Here is a 280-nt window from a genome sequence, read left to right on the forward strand (position 1 = left end):
GTTGGCGTGCTTGGTTTGACAGCACCGTTTATTTTGACATTACCTTTGTTGGGCTGGATGCCCGAAAAGGTCACTGACGCCCTTGATCGACAGATACCAGAATTAACTGACCAAGTTGATTTTATTGTGTTGTTATCACATTTGGGGTTGCCAACGGATCGTTATTTAGCAACGCATTATCCTGATCTGAACGTGATTATCGGCGCGCACACGCACCACTTGTTGGTGAATGGTGAACGACACGGTGACACAATGCTGGCTGCCGCAGGACGTTATGGTG

The 280-nt window shown here is 47.9% G+C and carries 1 pseudogene; it reads left to right on the top strand.

The features are described 5' to 3' along the window. Nucleotides 1–280 (top strand): annotated as a pseudogene (locus MN204_RS20515) (bifunctional metallophosphatase/5'-nucleotidase); the annotation flags it as partial.

Origin of the sequence: Oceanobacillus saliphilus, from assembly GCF_023522835.1 — a bacterium.
Classification (GTDB): domain Bacteria; phylum Bacillota; class Bacilli; order Bacillales; family Amphibacillaceae; genus Oceanobacillus; species Oceanobacillus saliphilus.